This is a genomic window from Streptomyces sp. NPDC041205 (assembly GCF_055591765.1).
In genome coordinates this window covers 71,682-88,544 of record NZ_JBVIZH010000011.1, presented here as the reverse complement: position 1 = coordinate 88,544, position 16,863 = coordinate 71,682, and the positions used below count along the sequence as shown (strand labels likewise).

Genomic DNA, 16,863 nt, shown 5'->3' with positions numbered 1-16,863 from the left:
CGGGTCTGAGAACATTCGGGCCGTATTCCGGTCCCTGGCCCCCCACGCCTACGCCCGACCGGCCGTGCATCTGAAGACGAAAGTTTCCCCTCGTGAGTGAGACAACGCAGGACGGTGGAGTCGCGGTGACCGCGCCACCGTCGCCCGACGACGGGCTGTCCCCCGCAGAGCTGGCGGCCAAGTACGGCCTGTCCGTCAGCGGCGCCCGTCCGGGTCTTTTCGAGTACGTCCGCCAGCTCTGGGGGCGGCGCCACTTCATCCTCGCCTTCTCGCAGGCGAAGCTCACCGCCCAGTACAGCCAGGCCAAGCTCGGCCAGCTGTGGCAGGTGGCGACACCGCTGCTCAACGCGCTCGTCTACTTCCTCATCTTCGGCCTGATCCTCAAGGCCGACCGGGGCATGGAGCGGGAGGTGTACATCCCGTTCCTCGTGACAGGCGTCTTCGTCTTCACCTTCACGCAGAGCTCGGTGATGGCGGGCGTACGGGCGATCTCGGGCAACCTCGGCCTGGTGCGCGCGCTGCACTTCCCGCGTGCCTCGCTGCCGATCTCGTTCTCGCTGCAGCAACTCCAGCAACTGCTGTTCTCGATGATCGTGCTGTTCGTGGTGGCGGTCGGATTCGGCAGCTATCCGCGGCTCTCCTGGCTGTTGATCCTGCCGGTGCTCGCGCTGCAGTTCCTCTTCAACACCGGCCTCGCGCTGATCATGGCGAGGCTCGGCAGCAAGACCCCGGACCTCGCGCAGCTGATGCCGTTCGTGATGCGCACCTGGATGTACGCGTCCGGCGTGATGTTCTCCATCCCGGTGATGCTCAAGGAGCACCCGGCGTGGATCGCCGACATCCTCCAGTGGAACCCGGCCGCCATCTACATGGACCTGATGCGCTTCGCGCTCATCGACGGCTACGGCTCCGAGAACCTGCCGCCGCACGTCTGGGTGGTCGCGGCCGGCTGGGCCGTGCTCGTCGCCGCGGGCGGCTTCGTGTACTTCTGGAAGGCGGAGGAGCGGTACGGCCGTGGCTGACGACAAGAGCGCCGACCGGGCGCACATCCCCACCGTCATCGCGGACGAGCTGCACATCGTCTACCGCGTCAACGGTGCCAAGACGGGCAAGGGCAGCGCCACCTCCGCGCTGAGCCGGATCATCAGGCGCGGCGAGGAGCGCGGCGTGCGCAAGGTGCACGCCGTGCGCGGGGTCAGCTTCACCGCCTACCGCGGTGAGGCGATCGGCCTCATCGGGTCGAACGGCTCCGGCAAGTCCACCCTGCTGCGGGCCATCGCCGGGCTCCTTCCCGCAGAGAAGGGCAAGGTGTACACCGACGGCCAGCCCTCGCTGCTCGGTGTGAACGCGGCCCTCATGAACGATCTGACCGGCGAGCGCAACGTGATCCTCGGCGGGCTCGCGATGGGCATGAGCCGCGAGCAGATCAGGGCGCGCTACCAGGACATCGTCGACTTCTCGGGCATCAACGAGAAGGGCGACTTCATCACCCTGCCGATGCGCACCTACTCCTCCGGCATGGCCGCCCGCCTGCGGTTCTCCATCGCGGCGGCCAAGGACCACGACGTCCTGATGATCGACGAGGCGCTGGCCACCGGCGACCGCAAGTTCCAGAAGCGCTCCGAGGCCCGCATCCGCGAGCTGCGCAAGGAGGCGGGCACGGTCTTCCTGGTGAGCCACAACAACAAGTCGATCCGTGACACCTGTGACCGCGTGCTCTGGCTGGAGCGGGGCGAGCTGCGGATGGACGGACCGACCGACGAGGTCATCAAGGAGTACGAGAAGTTCACCGGCAAGTAGCCGAATGGCCGCACGCGTGTGGCGGCTGAACGGGTCAGGGCCCCACCGGGACGTCCGGGCGGGGCCCTGACCCGTTTTCGGATCTCAGGAGCCCCTCAAGTCACCGGAGTTCAGGGAAGATTGAAGCCAATCGGTGCGTTGTTGTGATGTGCCGAACACCCCGACGACTCGGTGTGCGTTGTACAACGTAAGCTGTACCGGTGCTGATTCGCGGCAAGTGGGGCGATATCGCGCGGCATCGTGGCGACGGGGCCGGTCGGCCGCACGGGGGGCGGGGCGGCGTGTCCGAAATAGGATGTTTTGGGTCGGCAGTGTAGAACGGGAGATGTGACGGCAATGGCTACGGACGATCTCCGGCTCCGCGATGCGTCCGCCGTCCTCGACAAAGCCGCGGACGAGAACTTTCCCGTGGCCCCGTTCTTCCTCCCGCGCGCCTGGCGCGAGGACCTCATGGCCGTGTACGGCTACGCCCGCCTGGTCGACGACATCGGCGACGCCGACCTCGACCGCGGCGCGGCCCACGCCCGCTACCTCGGCGCGGACCCCGAGGCCGCCGGCGACCCGGTCGCCCTCCTCGACGCCTTCGAGGTCGACCTGGGCAAGGTCTTCGCAGGTCAGGAGCCCGGCCATCCGCTGCTGCGGGCCCTGGTGCCCACCGTGCGCCGCCGTCGCCTGACCCCCGAACCCTTTCTCGGCCTGATCGCGGCCAACCGCCAGGACCAGCTCGTCAAGCGGTACGAGACCTACGACGACCTCGTGGCCTACTGCGAGCTGTCCGCGAACCCCGTCGGCCGCCTCGTCCTCGCTATCACCGACACCGCCACGCCCGAGCGCGTCCGCCTCTCGGACTCCGTGTGCACGGCGCTGCAGATCGTGGAGCACCTCCAGGACGTGCGCGAGGACCTGGGCCGCGACCGTGTCTACCTCCCCGCCGAGGACATGAAGCGGTTTCATGTCCAGGAGCGGGATCTGGCTGTCCCTACGGCAGGCGCGTCGGTGCGCGCACTGGTTGCATATGAAGCAGAACGCGCCCGCTGCCTCCTGAATGAAGGCACCCCCCTGGTGGGTAGCGTCCACGGCAGGCTGAAGCTGCTGCTTGCAGGGTTCGTGGCAGGGGGGAGGGCGGCGGTCGCGGCGATCGCCGCCGCCGGATACGACGTACTTCCAAGGCCGCCGAAGCCCACGAAGCCGCGCCTGGTGCGCGAGGTGCGTGCGGTTCTGCGAGGAGAGGGGTGAGCCGGACCGTGGAGTCAGAACCTCGCGTGTCCGCGCCGGTACTCGCCGCATACAGCTATTGCGAGACCGTCACGGGGCAGCAGGCACGCAATTTCGCGTACGGCATCAGGTTGCTGCCGACGCCCCAGCGGCGGGCGATGTCCGCGCTCTACGCGTTCTCCCGGCGCGTGGACGACATCGGCGACGGCGCCCTCGAGCCGGACGTGAAAGGGGCGCGGCTGCACGACACCCGGGCCCTGCTCACCCGTGTCCGTGACGGCGAGGTGGCGGAGGACGACACCGACCCCGTGGCCGTGGCGCTGAGCCACGCCGCCCGGCACTTCCCGATCCCGCTCGGCGGGCTCGACGAGCTGATCGACGGCGTCCTGATGGACGTGCGCGGCGAGACGTACGAGACCTGGGACGACCTGAAGGTCTACTGCCGCTGTGTGGCGGGAGCCATCGGGCGGCTCTCCCTCGGGGTGTTCGGCACCGAGCCGGGGGCGCTGCACGCGGAGCGCGCGCCGGAGTACGCCGACACGCTCGGCCTCGCGCTCCAACTCACCAACATCCTCAGGGACGTTCGCGAGGACGCGCTGGAAGGGCGGACCTACCTCCCGGCCGATGACCTCGCCAAGTTCGGCTGCTCCACGGGGTTCGCCGGCAGCGAGCCGCCCGCCGGGTCGGACTTCGCGGGCCTGGTGCACTTCGAAGTCCGCCGCGCCCGGGCCCTGTTCGCCGAGGGCTACCGCCTGCTGCCGATGCTGGACCGGCGCAGCGGCGCCTGTGTGGCGGCGATGGCGGGCATCTACCGCCGCTTGCTCGATCGCATCGAGCGGGAGCCGGAAGCGGTCCTTCGGGGCCGCGTTTCGCTGCCGGGACGCGAGAAGGCGTACGTCGCCGTGCGCGGTCTGTCCGGGCTCGACGCGCGCAGCGTCTCCCGGGGGGCCGTCAGGAGGCGTACGTGATGCGCAGGTACGACGGCCCCGGCGCAGGTCCCGCGCGTCGCCCCAAACGGCGGGCAACCCTCCGCATGACCATGGCGTCCCAGACTGCAACTGCCGAAAGGGAGGACGCATGAGGCAGGACGACAGGCAGCGCGAAGGAGACGCCGACGGACCCGGCAAACGGGCGTCCGCCGTCGTCGTGGGCGGCGGCCTGGCCGGTATCACCTCAGCCCTCGCCCTGGCCGACGCCGGCCTCGACGTCACCCTGCTGGAGGGCCGCCCGCGCCTGGGCGGACTCGCCTTCTCCTTCCAGCGCGGCGAGCTGACCGTCGACAACGGCCAGCACGTCTACCTGCGCTGCTGCACCGCCTACCGCTGGTTCCTCGACCGGGTCGAGGGCGCGCACCTGGCGCCGGTGCAGGAACGTCTCGACGTACCCGTGCTCGACGCCGACCGGCACCGGCTCGGACGGCTGCGCCGCACCGCGCTGCCCGTGCCCCTGCACCTGGCCGCGAGCCTCGCCACCTACCCGCATCTGTCGCTCGCCGAGCGCGCCGCCGTCGGCCGCGCGGCGCTCGCCCTCAAGGGGCTCGACCCGGCCGACCCGGCGCTCGACAGCCAGGACTTCGGCAGTTGGCTGGCCGCCCGCGGACAGTCGAAGCGCGCCATCGAGGCCCTGTGGGACCTCGTCGGTGTCGCCACCCTGAACGCCGTCGCGGGCGATGCCTCGCTCGGCCTCGCCGCGATGGTGTTCAAGACCGGTCTGCTCTCCGAGCCGGGCGCCGCCGACATCGGCTGGGCGCGGGTGCCCCTCGGTGACATCCATGACGGTCTGGCCCGCAAGGCGCTCGACTCGGCGGGCGTGCGTACCGAACTGAGGGCACGTGTCACCTCCATCTCCCCTGGTGACAACGGCGGTTGGCGCGTCGAGGTTCCCGGCGAGACCATCGCGGCGGACACGGTGGTGCTCGCCGTGCCGCAGGCCGAGACCCACGACCTGCTCCCGGACGGCGCCCTCGACGAGCCCGACCGGCTGCTCGGCATCGAGACCGCGCCGATCCTGAACATCCACGTCGTGTACGACCGGAAGGTCCTCAAGCGGCCCTTCTTCGCCGCGCTCGGCACCCCCGTGCAGTGGGTCTTCGACCGGACCGACGCCTCGGGCCTGGCCGAGGGCCAGTATCTGGCGCTCTCGCAGTCCGCCGCCCAGGACGAGATCGACGCACCCGTGGCGGCGCTCAGAGAGCGCTATCTGCCGGAGCTCGAGCGCCTCCTGCCCGCCGCGCACGGCGCACAGGTGCTCGACTTCTTCGTGACCCGGGAGCGCACGGCGACCTTCGCGCCCACTCCGGGCGTCGGCCGCCTGCGTCCGGGCGCGCACACCAACGCGTCCGGGCTCTACCTGGCGGGCGCGTGGACCGCGACCGGCTGGCCCGCGACGATGGAAGGCGCTGTACGCAGCGGAATCACCGCAGCCCGGGCGGCCTTGACCGCACTCGACCGCCCTCATGGCCATCTCTTCGAGGAGGCGGCGTGAAGCTCGACCTGCTGGGGCCCCCGCCCCACGAACCCCGCACCGGAATCAGAGGAGAGAATGTGCCGACTGTGCCCTCGGCCGAACCGGCCGCTGTGGACGTGACCGCGCTGCTGGAACGCGGCCGGACGCTGGCCACCCCGGTCCTGCGGTCCGCGGTGGACCGCCTCGCGCCGCCCATGGACACCGTCGCCGCCTACCACTTCGGCTGGATCGACGCGGCGGGCAACCCGTCCGTCGGCGACGGCGGCAAGGCCGTGCGCCCGGCGCTCGCCCTGCTCTCCGCGGAGGCCGCGGGCGCGAGCCCGGAGACCGGCGTGCCCGGCGCGGTCGCCGTCGAGCTGGTCCACAACTTCTCGCTCCTGCACGACGACCTGATGGACGGCGACGAGCAGCGCCGCCACCGCGACACGGTGTGGAAGGTGCACGGCCCCGCGCAGGCGATCCTCGTCGGCGACGCGCTGTTCGCCCTCGCCAACGAGATCCTCCTCGAACTCGGCACCGTCGAGGCCGGCCGCGCCACGCGTCGGCTCACCACCGCGACCCGCGCCCTCATCGACGGCCAGGCGCAGGACATCTCCTACGAGCACCGCGAGCGGGTCACCGTCGAGGAGTGCCTGGAGATGGAGGGCAACAAGACGGGCGCGCTGCTCGCCTGCGCGGTCTCCATCGGCGCGGTCCTCGGCGGCGCCGACGACGCCACCGCCGACATCCTGGAGAAGTACGGCTACCACCTGGGCCTCGCCTTCCAGGCCGTCGACGACCTGCTCGGCATCTGGGGCGACCCGGAGGCCACCGGAAAGCAGACCTGGAGCGACCTGCGCCAGCGCAAGAAGTCCCTGCCGGTGGTCGCCGCGCTCGCCGCGGGCGGCCCGGCCTCCGAACGGCTCGGCGAGCTGCTCGCCGCCGACGCCAAGAGCAACGACTTCGACAGCTTCTCCGAGGAGGAGTTCGCCGCGCGCGCCGCCCTGATCGAGCAGGCGGGCGGCCGCGAGTGGACCGCCGAGGAGGCGCGACGGCAGCACGCCGTCGCCATCGAGGCCCTGGACGCGGTCCAGATGCCGGACCAGGTGCGGGCGCAGCTCACCGCGCTCGCCGACTTCGTCGTCGTACGAAAGAGATGATCACTATCGGCCCCAACTGACTCGCAGTCGCCGGCCTGTGTCCCTCCAGGGCCCCGGCCGACGGCGGACCCAGCAGAGATGAAGCACTGCGTAGAAGGGGAAGCCATGACAGCGACGACCGACGGAAGCACCGGAGCGGCAACGCCCCGAGCGGCCTCGGCCACCGGAACGACCGACACCACTCCCGCGGCGCCCGGCGCACTGGGTGCCGCGGCCCGCGCCATGGAACGGTCCACACAATTCCTGTTGTCCCGCCAGGACGCCCAGGGGTGGTGGAAGGGCGACCTGGAAACCAATGTGACCATGGACGCCGAGGACCTGTTGCTCCGTCAGTTCCTGGGCATCCAGGACGAGTCGACGACCAGAGCCGCCGCGCTGTTCATCCGCGGCGAGCAGCGCGACGACGGCACCTGGGCCACCTTCTACGGCGGCCCCGGCGAACTCTCCGCCACCATCGAGGCGTATGTGGCGCTGCGCCTGGCGGGGGACGCCCCGGACGCGCCGCACATGGCCAGGGCGTCCGCCTGGATCAGGGAGCGGGGCGGCATCGCCTCGGCCCGGGTCTTCACCCGTATCTGGCTCGCCCTCTTCGGCTGGTGGAAGTGGGACGACCTCCCCGAGCTGCCGCCCGAACTCCTTTATTTTCCCAAGTGGTTCCCGCTCAATATTTACGACTTCGGCTGCTGGGCGCGACAGACCATCGTGCCGCTCACCATCGTCTCGGCCAAGCGCCCGGTGCGTCCCGCGCCCTTCCCGCTGGATGAGCTGCACACCGACGCGAGCGCCCCGAATCCCGCCAAACCCCTTGCTCCGGTGGCGAGTTGGGACGGCATCTTCCAGCGCATGGACAAGGCGCTGCACCTTTATCACAAGATCGCGCCGCGCGGTGTGCGCAAGGCCGCGATGAACAGCGCCGCGCGCTGGATCATCGAGCGGCAGGAGAACGACGGCTGCTGGGGCGGCATCCAGCCGCCCGCCGTGTACTCCGTGATCGCGCTGCACCTGATGGGCTACGACCTCGACCACCCGGTCCTCAAGGCGGGCCTCGCCTCCCTGGACCGCTTCGCCGTGTGGCGCAAGGACGGCGCCCGGATGATCGAGGCCTGCCAGTCGCCGGTCTGGGACACCTGCCTCGCGGCCATCGCGCTCGCCGACGCGGGGGTGCCCGCCGACCATCCGCAGTTGGTCAAGGCCGCGGACTGGATGCTGGGCGAGCAGATCGTCAGGCCCGGCGACTGGTCGGTCCGCAGGCCGGGCCTGACCCCCGGCGGCTGGGCCTTCGAATTCCACAACGACAACTACCCCGACATCGACGACACCGCCGAGGTCGTCCTCGCGCTGCGCAGGGTCGCACACCCGGACAAGCCGCGACTCGAGAACGCCATCGAGCGCGGCGTGCGCTGGAACCTCGGCATGCAGTCGAAGAACGGCGCCTGGGCCGCCTTCGACGTCGACAACACCAGCTCCTTCCCCAACCGCCTGCCGTTCTGCGACTTCGGCGAGGTCATCGACCCGCCCTCCGCCGACGTCACCGCGCACGTCGTGGAGATGCTCGCCTACGAGGGCAAGTCCCACGACCCGCGCACCCGGCGCGGCGTGGAGTGGCTGCTCGCCGAACAGGAGGCGAACGGCGCCTGGTTCGGGCGCTGGGGCGTCAACTACGTCTACGGCACCGGGTCGGTGCTGCCCGCGCTCGTCGCCGCCGGGCTGCCCGCTTCGCACCCGGCGATCCGGCGCGCGGTCGCCTGGCTTGAGTCGGTGCAGAACGACGACGGCGGCTGGGGCGAGGACCTGCGCTCCTACCGCGACGAACAGTGGATCGGGCGCGGCGCGTCCACGGCGTCGCAGACCGCCTGGGCGCTGCTCGCGCTGCTGGCGGCGGGGGAGCGGGATGCCAAGTCCGTGGAGCGCGGCGTCGACTGGCTGGTGCAGACGCAGACCGAAGACGGCTCCTGGGACGAGCCGTACTTCACCGGCACCGGCTTCCCCTGGGACTTCTCGATCAACTACCACCTCTACCGGCAGGTCTTCCCGCTGACCGCGCTCGGCCGGTACGTCAACGGAGAGCCGGCCATCGGCGGCTCCGGCAAGGGGGGCTGATGGCCGCAACCCCGGCGCGGCCGGGCCCCGCACCGCTCCTCGTCGCCTGTGCGCTCGGCATCGAGCACCTCGCCCTGCGCACCGGCGACCGGGGCGGCGCGAGCGGACCCATGACCGTCCTCAGGACGGGCATGGGCCCGCGGGCCGCCGAGCGCGCCGTGGCGGGGGCGCTCGACACCCCCTCCCTGTACGACGCGGCCGTCCTTGCCACCGGCTTCTGCGCCGGGCTCGCCCCCGGCATGCACCCCGGCGACCTGGTCGTCGCCGAGGAGACCCGCCACGACGGCGGCGCCACCCGCTGCGTGGGCACCGAACTCCTGGTCGAGGAGCTGGTGCGGGCGCTGCCCCGCCGTACCGTGCACACCGGGCCGCTCACGGGCTCCGATCACGTCGTCCGCGGCCACGAACGCGGCGATCTGCTCGCCACCGGAGCCATCGCGGTCGACATGGAGTCCGCCGTCACCCTGCGCACCGCCGTGACGGCCGGGCCCCGCCCCGTTGCCGCCGTCCGGGTGGTCGTGGACGCCCCACAGCACGAACTCGTACGAATCGGCACGGTGCGCGGTGGAATATCGGCCTTCCGCGTTCTCCGTGCCGTGCTTCCCGCTTTCTTCGAATGGCACCGTTCTTCGCTGCTCCCCCGGAGGTGAGCCAGATGGTCATGCCGCTGCGTCAGTCGATCAAGGTCGCTACGTACCTGATGGAACAGAAGCTGCGCAAGCGGGACAAGTTCCCGCTGATTGTCGAGTTGGAACCGCTGTTCGCGTGCAACTTGAAGTGCGAGGGCTGCGGCAAGATCCAACACCCGGCCGGGGTGCTCAAGCAGCGCATGCCGGTGGCCCAGGCCGTGGGCGCCGTGCTCGAGTCCGGTGCGCCGATGGTGTCCATCGCCGGTGGTGAACCGCTGATGCACCCTCAGATCGATGAGATCGTGCGGCAGTTGGTGGCCAAGAAGAAGTACGTCTTCCTTTGCACCAATGCCATGCTGCTGCGCAAGAAGATGGACAAGTTCACGCCCTCGCCCTACTTCGCGTTCGCCGTGCACATCGACGGGATGCGGGAGCGCCACGACGAGTCGGTGGCGAAGGAGGGGGTGTTCGACGAGGCGGTCGCGGCCATGAAGGAGGCCAAGCGGCGCGGCTTCCGGGTCACCACCAACTCGACCTTCTTCAACACCGACACCCCGCAGACGATCATCGAGGTGCTCAACTTCCTCAATGACGAGCTGAAGGTCGACGAGATGATGCTGTCGCCCGCCTACGCCTACGAGAAGGCGCCCGACCAAGAGCACTTCCTCGGCGTCGAGCAGACCCGCGAGCTGTTCAAGAAGGCCTTCGCGGGCGGCAACCGGCGACGCTGGCGGCTGAACCACTCGCCGCTGTTCCTCGACTTCCTCGAGGGCAAGGTCGACTTCCAGTGCACGGCGTGGGCGATCCCCAACTACTCGCTCTTCGGCTGGCAGCGCCCCTGCTACCTGATGAGCGACGGGTACGTCCCCACGTACCGGGAGCTGATCGAGAAGACCGACTGGTCCAAGTACGGCCGCGGCAAGGACGAGCGGTGCGCCAACTGCATGGCGCACTGCGGCTACGAGCCGACGGCCGTGCTCGCCACCATGGGCTCCCTCAAGGAGTCCCTGCGGGCCATGCGCGAGACCGTCAACGGAAACCGCGGGTGACGTCATGAGCCCTGGAGCGCCCGTCGCGTTGGGCCTCCCGGAGCTGCCGGTCCGGCCCCTCGCCGAGCGCCGCGTCTCGCGGCGCATCGAGGTCGGACCGGTGGCCGTGGGGGGCGGCGCGCCGGTGTCGGTGCAGTCGATGACGACGACGCGTACGTCGGACATCGGGGCGACGCTGCAGCAGATCGCCGAGCTGACGGCGTCCGGGTGCCAGATCGTACGGGTGGCGTGTCCCACGCAGGACGACGCCGACGCGCTCGCGACGATCGCGCGGAAGTCGCAGATCCCGGTGATCGCCGACATCCACTTCCAGCCGAAGTACGTGTTCGCGGCGATCGACGCCGGGTGTGCGGCGGTGCGCGTGAACCCCGGCAACATCAAGCAGTTCGACGACCGGGTGCGGGACATCGCGCGGGCGGCGAACGACGCGGGCACCCCGATCCGGATCGGTGTGAACGCCGGGTCCCTGGACGCCCGGCTCCTGAAGAAGTACGGCAGGGCGACCCCGGAGGCCCTGGTCGAGTCGGCGCTGTGGGAGGCGTCGCTGTTCGAGGAGCACGGCTTCCGGGACATCAAGATCTCGGTCAAGCACAACGACCCGGTGATCATGGTCAACGCCTACCGGCAGTTGGCCGCCGCCTGCGACTATCCGCTGCACCTGGGAGTCACGGAGGCCGGGCCGGCGTTCCAGGGCACGATCAAGTCGGCCGTGGCCTTCGGCGCGCTGCTCTCGGAGGGCATCGGAGACACGATCCGCGTCTCCCTCTCCGCGCCCCCCGCGGAGGAGGTCAAGGTCGGCATCCAGATCCTGGAGTCGCTGAACCTGCGCCAGCGCCGCCTGGAGATCGTGTCCTGCCCGTCCTGCGGGCGCGCCCAGGTCGACGTCTACAAGCTGGCGGACGAGGTGACGGCGGGGCTCGACGGCATGGAGGTGCCGTTGCGGGTCGCCGTCATGGGCTGCGTCGTGAACGGGCCGGGTGAGGCGCGTGAGGCCGATCTGGGTGTCGCGTCCGGCAACGGCAAGGGCCAGATCTTCGTCAAGGGCGAGGTCGTCAAGACCGTGCCCGAGTCGAAGATCGTCGAGACCCTCATCGAAGAGGCGATGAAGATCGCCGAGCAGATGGAGGCCGCAGGCGTCCCGTCCGGGGTGCCCGACGTCACAGTGAGCTGAGAACGAACCAGTAAGGGGGCCCGACATGACCATTCTGGAGACGATCCGGGGGCCGCGCGACCTGAAGGCGCTGACCGAGGCCGATCTTGCCGAACTGGCGGAGGAGATACGGGAGTTCCTGGTGCACGCGGTCGCCAGGACCGGTGGTCATCTCGGGCCCAACCTGGGCGTGGTGGAGCTCACCATGGCCCTGCACCGGGTCTTCGAGTCGCCGCAGGACCGCATCGTGTGGGACACCGGCCACCAGAGCTATGTCCACAAGCTCCTGACCGGGCGTCAGGACTTCTCCAAGCTGCGCGGCAAGGGCGGCCTGTCCGGCTACCCCTCGCGGGAGGAGTCCGCGCACGACATCGTCGAGAACAGCCACGCGTCGACCGCACTCGGCTGGGCCGACGGCCTCGCCAAGGCCCGTGACGTGCTCGGCGAACGCGGGCACGTCGTCGCCGTCATCGGGGACGGGGCGCTCACCGGCGGCATGGCGTGGGAGGCGCTGAACAACATCGCGGCCGCCAAGGACCAGCCGCTGATCATCGTCGTCAACGACAACGAGCGTTCGTACGCCCCCACCATCGGCGGCCTCGCCAACCACCTGGCCACCCTGCGCACCACCGACAGCTACGAACAGGTCCTGGCCTGGGGCAAGGACGTCCTCCAGCGCACCCCCGTCGTCGGCCGCACCCTCTACGAGTCGCTGCACGGCGCGAAGAAGGGCTTCAAGGACGCCTTCGCGCCGCAGGGCATGTTCGAGGACCTGGGCCTGAAGTACGTCGGGCCGATCGACGGGCACGACACCAAGGCCGTCGAGTCGGCGCTGCGCCGCGCGAAACGCTTCCACGGGCCCGTGCTCGTGCACTGCCTCACCGAGAAGGGCCGCGGCTACGAACCCGCGCTCGCCGACGAGGCCGACCGCTTCCACACCGTCGGCGTCATGGACCCGCTCACCTGCGAACCCCTCGCTCCGTCCAACGGCCCCTCCTGGACCTCGGTGTTCGGCGACGAGATCGTCCGCATCGGCGCCGAGCGCGAGGACGTCGTGGCGATCACGGCGGCCATGCTGCACCCGGTGGGCCTCACCAAGTTCGCCGAGGCCTACCCGGACCGGGTGTGGGACGTCGGCATCGCCGAGCAGCACGCCGCGGTCGCCGCCGCCGGGCTCGCCACCGGCGGCCTGCACCCCGTCGTCGCCGTCTACGCCACCTTCCTCAACCGCGCCTTCGACCAGCTCCTGATGGACGTCGCGCTGCACCGCTGCGGCGTGACGTTCGTCCTGGACCGCGCCGGGATCACCGGGCCCGACGGGGCCTCCCACAACGGCATGTGGGACCTGTCCGTCCTCCAGGTCGTCCCCGGCCTCAGGATCGCCGCTCCGCGCGACGCCGACCAACTGCGCACCCAACTGCGCGAGGCCGTCGCCGTCGACGACGCGCCGACGCTGCTGCGGTTCCCCAAGGAGTCGGTGGGCCCCTCGATCCCGGCGGTCGACCGCGTCGGCGCCATGGACGTGCTGAGCCGCACCCCCCAAGCGGGGGAGGGCACGGCCGCCGATGTGCTGCTCGTCGCCGTCGGCGTGATGGCCCCGGTGTGCCTGGGCGCCGCCGACCTGTTGCGGGAGCGGGGGATCAGCGCCACCGTGGTCGACCCGCGCTGGGTCAAGCCCGTCGACCCGGCGCTGCCCCCGCTGGCGGCGGAGCACCGGCTCGTCGCGGTCGTCGAGGACAACAGCAAGGCCGCCGGGGTCGGCGCGGCCGTCGCGCTCGCCCTCGGCGAGGCCGAAGTTGACGTGCCCGTACGGCGGTTCGGCATCCCCGACCAGTTCCTCGCGCACGCCAAGCGGGGCGAGGTGCTCGCCGACCTCGGGCTCACCCCCGTCGAGATCGCCGGGAGCATCAGCGCGACCATCGCGCGCCGGGACGCCACCGGCGCCGGCGCGCCGGAGCAGGCCGGTCCCACCGGCACCGAGAGAGCCGGTGCGGCCGGCGAGGAGAACCCAGCATGACCAGCATGAGCAAGGAGTTCGACCTCGGTCGGCTGCTCGCCGAGCGCGGCGGCGAACGGTACGAACTGCACGCGCGCCACCTGAACCACCAACTGCCGCGCATGCTGCACACCATCGGCTTCGACAAGGTCTACGAACGCGCGGAGGGCGCCCACTTCTGGGACGCGGACGGCAACGACTACCTGGACATGCTCGCCGGCTTCGGCGTCATGGGCCTCGGCCGCCACCACCCGGTCGTGCGCAAGGCACTGCACGACGTCCTCGACGCCTCCCTCGCCGACCTCACCCGCTTCGACTGCCAGCCCCTGCCCGGCCTGCTCGCCGAGCGACTGCTCACCCACAGCCCGCACCTGGACCGGGTGTTCTTCGGCAACAGCGGCACCGAAGCGGTGGAGACGGCCCTGAAGTTCGCCCGGTACGCGACCGGGAAGCCGAGGGTGCTGTACTGCGCGCACGCCTTCCACGGGCTGACCACCGGGTCGCTCTCCGTCAACGGCGAGGACGGGTTCCGGGACGGCTTCGCGCCGCTCCTGCCGGACACGGCGGTCCCGCTCGGCGATCTGGACGCCCTGCGCCGGGAGCTGCGCAAGGGCGACGTCGCCGCGCTGATCGTCGAGCCCATCCAGGGCAAGGGCGTGCACGAGGCGCCCCCGGGCTATCTGCGGGCCGCCCAGGACCTCCTGCACCAGCACAAGGCGCTCCTCATCGCCGACGAGGTGCAGACCGGCCTCGGCAGGACCGGCGCGTTCTACGCCTACCAGCACGACGAGGGCGTCGAGCCGGACCTGGTGTGCGTGGCCAAGGCGCTGTCCGGCGGCTATGTGCCGGTCGGCGCCACCCTCGGCAAGGACTGGATCTTCAAGAAGGTCTACTCGTCCATGGACCGGGTCCTGGTGCACTCGGCGAGCTTCGGGGCCAACGCGCAGGCCATGGCGGCGGGACTCGCCGTCCTCGCGGTCATGGACGACGAGGGGACCGTCGCGAACGCGCGCGCGACGGGGGAACTGCTCAAGTCCCGGCTCGGGGCGCTTGTCGACAAGTACGAGCTGCTCAGCGATGTCCGCGGCCGCGGCCTGATGATCGGCATCGAGTTCGGCAGGCCGAAGTCCCTGAAGCTGCGCAGCCGTTGGGCCATGCTCCAGGCCGCCCGCAAGGGCCTGTTCGCGCAGATGGTGGTCGTGCCGCTGCTGCAGAAGCACCGCATCCTCACCCAGGTCTCCGGCGACCACCTGGAGGTCATCAAGCTCATCCCACCTCTGATCATCGGGGAACAGGAGGTCGACCGCTTCGTGACGGCGTTCACCGACGTCATGGACGAGGCACACGGGGGCGGCGGGCTGATCTGGGACTTCGGCAGGACGCTGGTGAAGCAGGCGGTGGCGCATCGGTGAGTTTTGCCTCTGGGGCAACAAAATTGCCTCTCGGGTAAGGCTCTGGCTCAATCGACGGTATGAGCCCTGCCACCCCGGACGACGGTGAGGCGGCCGACGCGCTGCCCGCCGTCGCGCCCCAGCTCCGTGAGCTGCGCCGCCGCGCCGCCCTGACCCTGGAGGCCGCCGCCCGCGCGGCCGGGCTCTCGCCCGCGCACCTGTCCCGCCTGGAGACCGGACAGCGCCAGCCGTCCCTGCCGATGCTGCTCGCGCTCGCCCGTACCTACGGTACGACGGTCTCCGAACTTCTCGGCGAGACCCCCGCCGACCGGCACTCCGTCGTCCGCGCCCCCGACATGGAGCCCACAGCGGCCGGCGGCTGGACGTACTGGCAGGCGGGCGCGCCCGGCCGGGGCATGCAGGCGCTGCGGGTGCACGTCCCGCACGGCACGCAGGGCGACATCGTGCGGGTCCACCCGGGCGAGGAGTGGCTGTACGTCCTCACCGGGCGGCTGCGGCTCCGGCTCGGCGACACCGCGTACACCCTCGCGCCGGGCGACAGCGCGCACTTCGACTCGCTGACCCCGCACCGGATCGCCGCCGCGGACCACGGCGGCGCCGACCTCCTCTTCGTCCACACCTTGCTGCAGAGCCCGGCCACCGCGCTGTGCCTCGGCGGCCCCACCCAGGGAGACCGACATGACGGAATCTGAGCAGCCGCGGCAGACCGGGCCCGAGCGGACGGCGCAGCCCGAGCGCCGCATGGTCCTGCAGGAGAAGTTCCCGCGCGCCCTGTGGGTCCGGCTGATCATCTATGTGGCCGTGGGCCACGTGTTCGCGTTCTTCGTCTATCTGCTGTTCGTGCTCGGCGGCAAGAACCAGTAGGGGCGACGGGGCCTCCCGGCCAAGAGGCCGGTCACGTCAGTCGAGGAGCCGCTCGCGCAGCCGCTCCCGCGTCTGCGACGTGACCCCGAGACCCCGCGCCAGATACGTCTCGGTGTCGCCCCAGGTCAGGTCGATGGTCTCGAAGGCAGCCGCCAGATACTCGGCGCGGGCGTCGAACAGCGGGCTCAGCAGCTCCATGACCTCGGGGGACATCGCGTCCGGCGAGGTGCTGCTGCGGTGCACCTTGTAGCGGCGGTGCGCGGCGTTCGACTCCAGGTAGTCCGCCTCGATCGCCTCGCGCTCCACGCCGACCGCGAGCAGCGTCACGGCTATGGACAGGCCCGCCCGGTCCTTGCCCGCCGCGCAGTGCATGAGCGCGGGCACGCTGTCCTCGGCCAGCGCGTGCAGCACCCGGCTGTGCTCGGCCGTGCGCTCCTTGATGATCGTCCGGTACGAGTCCGACATCCGGCCCGCGGCCTTGCCGTCGGACAGGACCGAGCGCAACTGGTCCAGATCGCCGTCGCGGACCATCTTCCAGAACTCGGCGCCGTCGGCCGGGTCGGTCAGCGGCAGATTCACATTGCGCACGCCCGGCAGCGCCACGTCCGGGCCCTCCAGGCGCTGGTCGGCGGCGTTGCGGAAGTCGAAGATCGTGTGCAGGCCCAGGGAGCCGAGGAACGCGGCGTCGGTGTCCGTGGCGTGCGCGAGGTGACCGCTGCGGAAGAGGACGCCGTGGCGCACCCGGCGGCCGTCGAGCGTCGGCAGTCCGCCCACGTCACGGAAGTTGCGCACGCCGGCCAGCTCGGGCTCGGTCGACGGGACCTGCTGCGTCACGGGGTCTCCTCATGCTCGGGGGCGGCTTCGCGCGACCTCGCGGGCGCGAGGCCCGCGGGTGGTTGCGCCTTCGACGATACGACACGGGTTCCTGAGGCAATCAGTCCTGGTACGGGGGTGCCCGGAGGCGCGTACGGGGGCGCGTCAGGGTGGCGTACGCGGGAGGTGCGCGGGCGTTGCCCCGGTGGTCGTATGGGCTCGAAGATGTG

15 protein-coding genes are annotated in these 16,863 nt (G+C 70.9%); 14 read left to right on the top strand and 1 reads right to left on the bottom strand.

Going from position 1 to position 16,863, the window contains the following annotated elements:
- The first annotated feature begins 92 nt into the window (after positions 1-92).
- From ACZ6BG_RS33935 to ACZ6BG_RS33870, 14 genes are all read left to right on the top strand, one after another.
- On the top strand, positions 93-1,022 hold the full coding sequence (locus ACZ6BG_RS33935) for an ABC transporter permease (RefSeq protein ID WP_469008674.1): 930 nt from the start codon (positions 93-95) through the stop codon (positions 1,020-1,022).
- Positions 1,015-1,800 (top strand): ABC transporter ATP-binding protein, encoded by a 786-nt coding sequence (locus ACZ6BG_RS33930; RefSeq protein WP_469008671.1) that lies wholly within the window; start codon positions 1,015-1,017, stop codon positions 1,798-1,800. The genes ACZ6BG_RS33935 and ACZ6BG_RS33930 overlap by 8 nt, the downstream gene beginning before the upstream one ends.
- Positions 1,801-2,136: 336 nt before the next feature.
- Complete coding sequence (gene hpnC / locus ACZ6BG_RS33925; RefSeq protein WP_469008667.1) at positions 2,137-3,036, top strand: squalene synthase HpnC; 900 nt, start codon at positions 2,137-2,139, stop codon at positions 3,034-3,036.
- Complete coding sequence (hpnD, locus tag ACZ6BG_RS33920; RefSeq protein WP_469008665.1) at positions 3,033-3,983, top strand: presqualene diphosphate synthase HpnD; 951 nt, start codon at positions 3,033-3,035, stop codon at positions 3,981-3,983. The genes hpnC and hpnD overlap by 4 nt, the downstream gene beginning before the upstream one ends.
- A gap of 109 nt (positions 3,984-4,092) precedes the next feature.
- Complete coding sequence (hpnE, locus tag ACZ6BG_RS33915; RefSeq protein ID WP_469008662.1) at positions 4,093-5,499, top strand: hydroxysqualene dehydroxylase HpnE; 1,407 nt, start codon at positions 4,093-4,095, stop codon at positions 5,497-5,499.
- Positions 5,496-6,620, top strand: a complete 1,125-nt coding sequence (locus tag ACZ6BG_RS33910; protein ID WP_469008659.1) for a polyprenyl synthetase family protein — start codon at positions 5,496-5,498, stop codon at positions 6,618-6,620. Before hpnE ends, ACZ6BG_RS33910 begins: the two co-directional genes overlap by 4 nt.
- Positions 6,621-6,725: 105 nt before the next feature.
- Positions 6,726-8,720, top strand: a complete 1,995-nt coding sequence (shc, locus tag ACZ6BG_RS33905) for a squalene--hopene cyclase (protein ID WP_469008655.1) — start codon at positions 6,726-6,728, stop codon at positions 8,718-8,720.
- Complete coding sequence (locus tag ACZ6BG_RS33900; protein WP_469008652.1) at positions 8,720-9,370, top strand: phosphorylase family protein; 651 nt, start codon at positions 8,720-8,722, stop codon at positions 9,368-9,370. Before shc ends, ACZ6BG_RS33900 begins: the two co-directional genes overlap by 1 nt.
- A gap of 5 nt (positions 9,371-9,375) precedes the next feature.
- A complete protein-coding gene (gene hpnH / locus ACZ6BG_RS33895) occupies positions 9,376-10,398 on the top strand; it encodes an adenosyl-hopene transferase HpnH (RefSeq protein WP_469008648.1) in 1,023 nt (340 codons plus the stop codon).
- Positions 10,399-10,402: 4 nt separating this feature from the next.
- Positions 10,403-11,569, top strand: coding sequence for a flavodoxin-dependent (E)-4-hydroxy-3-methylbut-2-enyl-diphosphate synthase (gene ispG, locus ACZ6BG_RS33890; RefSeq protein ID WP_469008645.1), 1,167 nt, complete (start codon positions 10,403-10,405; stop codon positions 11,567-11,569).
- Positions 11,570-11,594: 25 nt separating this feature from the next.
- Positions 11,595-13,565 (top strand): 1-deoxy-D-xylulose-5-phosphate synthase, encoded by a 1,971-nt coding sequence (dxs, locus tag ACZ6BG_RS33885; RefSeq protein ID WP_469008641.1) that lies wholly within the window; start codon positions 11,595-11,597, stop codon positions 13,563-13,565.
- Positions 13,562-14,956 carry an aspartate aminotransferase family protein gene (locus ACZ6BG_RS33880; RefSeq protein WP_469008637.1) on the top strand — a complete coding sequence of 465 codons (1,395 nt, stop codon included), beginning with the start codon at positions 13,562-13,564 and terminating at the stop codon, positions 14,954-14,956. The genes dxs and ACZ6BG_RS33880 overlap by 4 nt, the downstream gene beginning before the upstream one ends.
- Positions 14,957-15,015: 59 nt before the next feature.
- Positions 15,016-15,648 carry a helix-turn-helix domain-containing protein gene (locus tag ACZ6BG_RS33875; protein WP_469008634.1) on the top strand — a complete coding sequence of 211 codons (633 nt, stop codon included), beginning with the start codon at positions 15,016-15,018 and terminating at the stop codon, positions 15,646-15,648.
- A 49-nt stretch (positions 15,649-15,697) separates the two neighbouring features.
- Positions 15,698-15,820: a DUF6126 family protein gene (locus tag ACZ6BG_RS33870; RefSeq protein WP_033264300.1), complete on the top strand. Its 123-nt coding sequence runs from the start codon at positions 15,698-15,700 to the stop codon at positions 15,818-15,820.
- A gap of 36 nt (positions 15,821-15,856) precedes the next feature.
- Here the strand turns inward: ACZ6BG_RS33870 and ACZ6BG_RS33865 are convergent, their stop codons facing one another.
- Positions 15,857-16,654, bottom strand: coding sequence for a tyrosine-protein phosphatase (locus ACZ6BG_RS33865; protein WP_469008630.1), 798 nt, complete (start codon positions 16,652-16,654; stop codon positions 15,857-15,859).
- Positions 16,655-16,863: the final 209 nt, after the last annotated feature.